Below are 4,218 nucleotides of genomic sequence, written 5' to 3' on the forward strand. Positions count from 1 at the left end.
GCCGGCGGCATGCTGGCGTACGGTTTGATCCAGCTCGCGGTCAGTTTCAGCACGGCGCAGAACCTGTTCACCGAAATCGTGACCGACCTCAATGGCATGCCGGCGACGATGCGCCAGCTCGCGATCGTGCAGTTCTTCTCGTGGTTCGCGCTGTTCGCGATGTGGATCTACACCACTAGCGCGGTGACCGAAGTGCACTTTGCGACAAAGGATACATCGAGCGCGGCCTACAACGACGGCGCCAACTGGGTCGGCGTGCTGTTCGCCGCCTACAACGCGTTTGCCGCGCTCGCCGCGATCGTCATTCCTCCGATGACGCGCCGCTTCGGCCTGCGCATTTCGCATCTGGTCAATCTCATGCTCGGCGGCGTTGGGCTGATCTCGTTCCTCGCGATCCGCAATCCGCACTGGCTGCTGCTGTCGATGGTCGGCGTCGGTTTCGCCTGGGCCTCGATCCTGTCCCTGCCCTACGCCCTGCTATCGGACTGCGTGCCGGCCAAGAAGATGGGCGTGTACATGGGCATCTTCAATTTCTTCATCGTGATTCCGCAGCTGCTCGCCGCCAGCGTGCTCGGTTTCCTGCTCAAGACCTTTTTCGGCAATGCGCCGATCAACGCGCTGCTGATCGGTGGTGTCAGCCTCATCGTCGCGGGTCTGTGCACGCTGAGTGTGAGAGAACCGGTAACCCATCTGGCGCCGCAGCGGACATGATGCGGCCGAGGCCAACGGGGAGCGATATGCGCAAACTGATTACGCTGGGCATTGCCCTTGCTCTTACTGCCTGCGCCGCGCCCAAGCCCGCAGCGCCCGCCGGCGAAGACGTGTTTTACGGCACGCTCGAACCGTTCGCGAGCGAGGCGATCTATTTCGTCGTCACCGACCGCTTCGTCGATGGCGACAAGAGCAACGATTACCGCGGCCAAGGCGGCGCGCATCGCACGTTCGACGTCCCGATTGCCGGGCCGATTGGCGAGACCGCCAACATCGGCTATCTCGGCGGCGACTTCAAAGGCGTGCTCGACAACGCCGACTACATCCGCGGCATGGGCTTCGGCGCGGTCTGGATCACGCCGATCACCGACAACCCCGACGAAGCCTTTACCGGCGGCGATCCGGTGACCTGGGGCAGCGGCCTGACCGATCGCGGCAAGACCGGTTATCACGGCTACTGGAGTGACAACTTCTTCAAGCTCGACGAACATTTGCCGAGCGCCGGCCTCGACTTCGCCGCGTTCACGCACAAGATGCGCGACAAGGGTCTGCAGACCGTGCTCGATATCGTCGCCAACCATGGCTCGCCCGCGTGGACGATGCCGGTGATGCAACCGCAGTTCGGCAAGATCTACGATGGCGCCGGCAAGCTGGTCGCCGACCAGCAGAATCTGCCTCCGGAAAAACTCGATCCGGCGCACAACCCGTTGCATGCGTTCTACAAGACCAAACCGATCCTCGCGCAGCTGTCGAATATCGACGAGAACAACCCGGCCGCGCTTGACTACTTCGTCGCCGCCTACGAGCAATGGATCGATCAGGGCGCCGCGGCGTTCCGTATCGACGCGATCGGCCTGACTCCAGTGTCTTACTGGAAAAAATTCAGCGCCCGCATCCGCGAGAAACATCCGGGGTTTTTCATGTTCGGCGAAAACTTCGACTACGACGCGAACAAGATCGCACCCTACACGCGCGCCGAGGGCGGCGCGATCACCGTGCTGGATTTCCCACTCAAGCAGAAAATCGCCGAAGTGTTCGAACACCCCCACAGCGATTACGCGCAGATCGCACCGCGGCTGTTTCTCGAAAATGGCCCCTATCGCAACCCCTATGAACTGATCACGTTTTACGACAATCACGATATGGCGCGTTTGAACGCGACCGATCAAGGTTTTATCGACGCGCACAATTTCCTGTTTACCGCGCGTGGGATCCCGGTGATTTACTACGGTTCGGAAACCGGCTTTATGCGCGGCCGCCCGGAGCATGCGGGCAATCGCAATTACTATGGCCAGCGACGCGTCGATGCCGCGTCACGCAGCCCGATCTATGCCCAGCTCAAGCGCATCGCGAATCTGCGCAAAGGTTCGATCGCCCTGCAGCGCGGCCTGCAACTCGATGTCAGCCTTCAAGGCGACAGCGCGGTGTTCTATCGCGTCTACGAAAACGCGGGCACGGCGCAGACCGCGCTCGTGCTGCTGAACAAGGGCGATGGCGAACAGACCTTCGACGTGCGCGACTATCTGCAATCCGGACGATGGCGCGATAGCTTCAGTGGACAGACGATTGCCGTCGCCGACCATCTGAGCGCGAAGGTTCCCGCGCACGGCGTGCAAGTATACTTTTACGATCAGCCGCTCACACGTGCAGACATGCGCGCGCGGCTGGCACAGTTGATGGCAAACAAAGGACGCTGACCGCCCTCTTCATCTAGCGCGTGATGACCAGCTCGCGCGCGTTTTCATCCGGCAAGGCCACGCGCACGCGCACGCGCCTGCTCTGCGCATCGAATGCGATCTCGCGCAACGCCTTGCCATCAAGGGTGATCGATGCCGGCTTTGCATCGACACCGAGGAATTCGACAAAGCGAATGCGCTGGAAGTGGTCGGACTTCGGAATATGCAGACGTAATTTGTCCGCCGACAGTTCGATCTGGGTCGTGCGCGAATCGCCTGTGCGATAGGCGTAGCCGTCACCGGCGTCCTGATAGAGGCTGCTTGCGCCGTTCGCGCCGAGAGCGACCACGATCGTCAGCGGCACGTTCTTCATCTCGCCGGTGTTCTGTACCACCGGTTGTGTCGCAAGGCTTGCGCCGGCGCGCAGGAACAACGGCAGGCGATCGAGCGGCGCCTGGACTTTTGCGTTGGTGCCGCCCGCATGGCGCGTGCCGTCCCACCAATCGACCCAGACATCGCCCGCGGGAAAATAGACCTCGCGTACGCTCGCGCTTTCATGCACGACCGGCGCGACGAGCAGGTCCTTGCCAACCAGGAATTCATCCTCGATCAGGCTGGTTTTCACGTCGTGCGGATATTCGAACCAGAGCGGGCGCAGCGGCGGCATTCCCGCCGTCTCGTTCTGTGCGAATAGTGAATAAATATACGGCAGCAAACGGTAGCGCAATTCGATCGTCGCGCGATTGATGCGCTCGTAGTCGCCGCCCCAGGTCCACGGCTCGCGCGTTGCCGTGTCGATCGCCGAGTGGGTGCGGAAAAACGGGGTCAGCGCGGCCGCCTGCAGCCAGCGTGTATACAATTCCGCCGACGGCGTGCCAGTGAAGCCGCCGATATCGGCGCCGACAAACGGCACCCCGGAAATCGACAGGTTGGTCAGCATCGGAATCGTCAACGCCAGATGTTCCCAGCTGGTCGCGTTGTCGCCGGTCCACACCGCCGCGTAGCGTTGCACGCCCGCGTAGCCTGCGCGCGTGAGCACCAGCGGGCGCCGCTGCGGCCGCAATTTCTGCAACCCCTCGAATGTCGCGCGCGCCATCTGCATGCCGTAGACATTGTGATAGCGCGCATGCGTACCGGGCTGGCCGTCGCCGTTGTGCTGCACGTCGAGCGCGAACGTCTTGAGCGGACTGTGCGGAATCTGCGGATCGGTCGAGTCCACGGGCGCAAAGGTCGCCGGCTCGTTCATGTCGTTCCAGAAACCGTCGACACCTTCGTTCAACGATTTCGCATACAGCGCCCCCCACCAGGCACGAGCTTTCGGATCGGTGAAATCCGGAAACGCGCAGACGCCCGGCCAGACGTTCGCATGCAGCTCCTTGCCTTGGGCATCGAGGGTGAACACGCCCTGCTCCTGTCCACTGCGATACACCGGATAGTTCGCATCGACCTTCACCCCCGGATCGACGATCGTCACGGTGTGGAAACCTTCGCCATGCAATTGCGCGAGCATTTTTTCCGGTTCGGGAAAGGTTTTCGGCGACCAGGTGAAAATCCGGTAGCCGTCCATGTAGTCGATATCCAGATAGATCACGTCGGCCGGAATCTTCTTCTCGCGGAACGTGCGCGCAATCTCCTCAACCTTGGCCTGCGGCGTGTACGAATAGCGCGACTGCTGATAGCCCAGCGCCCACAGAGGCGGCAACGCGCCGCGCCCGGTCAGCGCGGTGTAGTCGCGCAAGACATTGGCCGGGCTGCGCTCGGCGCCGCCACCGAACACGTAGTAATTCAATTCGCCACCCGCACTGCCGAAGGTGTAGCGCGCCGGATCGGT

Annotated in this window: 3 protein-coding genes; 2 read left to right on the forward strand and 1 reads right to left on the reverse strand. The window is 62.0% G+C overall.

Annotated elements, in window-relative coordinates:
- Together VIE67_RS12610 and VIE67_RS12615 are read left to right on the forward strand one after the other, a co-directional pair.
- On the forward strand, positions 1-711 hold a 711-nt coding region (locus tag VIE67_RS12610; protein ID WP_332026751.1), incomplete at its 5' end, for an MFS transporter.
- A gap of 26 nt (positions 712-737) precedes the next feature.
- Entirely contained in the window at positions 738-2,408 is a 1,671-nt protein-coding gene (locus VIE67_RS12615) for an alpha-amylase family glycosyl hydrolase (protein ID WP_332026753.1), read from the forward strand.
- Positions 2,409-2,421: 13 nt separating this feature from the next.
- On the opposite strand, the gene VIE67_RS12620 is transcribed toward VIE67_RS12615, so the two are convergent.
- The coding region (locus tag VIE67_RS12620; protein WP_332026755.1) for a glycoside hydrolase family 31 protein at positions 2,422-4,218 on the reverse strand (1,797 nt) is incomplete at its 5' end.

It is taken from the genome of Rudaea sp., from assembly GCF_036560865.1.
Classification (GTDB): Bacteria; Pseudomonadota; Gammaproteobacteria; order Xanthomonadales; family Rhodanobacteraceae; genus Rudaea.

Bases quoted from the DNA above. Each gene is read 5' to 3' on its own strand.
- VIE67_RS12615 (WP_332026753.1), top strand. From the start codon at position 738: ATGCGCAAACTGATTACGCTGGGCATTGCCCTTGCTCTTACTGCCTGC.